At 62.3% G+C, this 260-nt stretch carries 1 protein-coding gene; it reads right to left on the reverse strand.

The genetic code is table 11. The annotated features are described in order from the left end of the window. Positions 1-95: 3,4-dihydroxy-2-butanone-4-phosphate synthase (locus V0R37_RS22595; RefSeq protein ID WP_420376623.1), on the reverse strand; the 95-nt coding region annotated here is incomplete at its 3' end. Between the last annotated feature and the right edge of the window lie 165 nt (positions 96-260).

Consider the following 260-nt stretch of genomic DNA (forward strand, 5'->3'; position numbering starts at 1 on the left):
TCGCCTTCGTTCTCGCGGTCCTCGTCATCCATGAGGATGACCATCTTGCCGGCGCGGATGTCTTCGATCAGTTCTTCAGCGGTGTTGAGCGCCATCGGGGCGTCTCCTCAATTCTTCAGGTAGCCGTGTTCGGCGAGAAAGCTTTCGGTCAGGCCCGAGGCCTTGGGCTCGGCGGCCTTGTCGCCGAGCAGCAGGCGCTCCAGGTAACGCGCCAGCAGGTCGACTTCGAGGTTGACCTTACGTCCGGCCTGGTAGTCGAC

Source organism: Pollutimonas rozaliensis (genome assembly GCF_048751585.1).
GTDB lineage: Bacteria > Pseudomonadota > Gammaproteobacteria > Burkholderiales > Burkholderiaceae_B.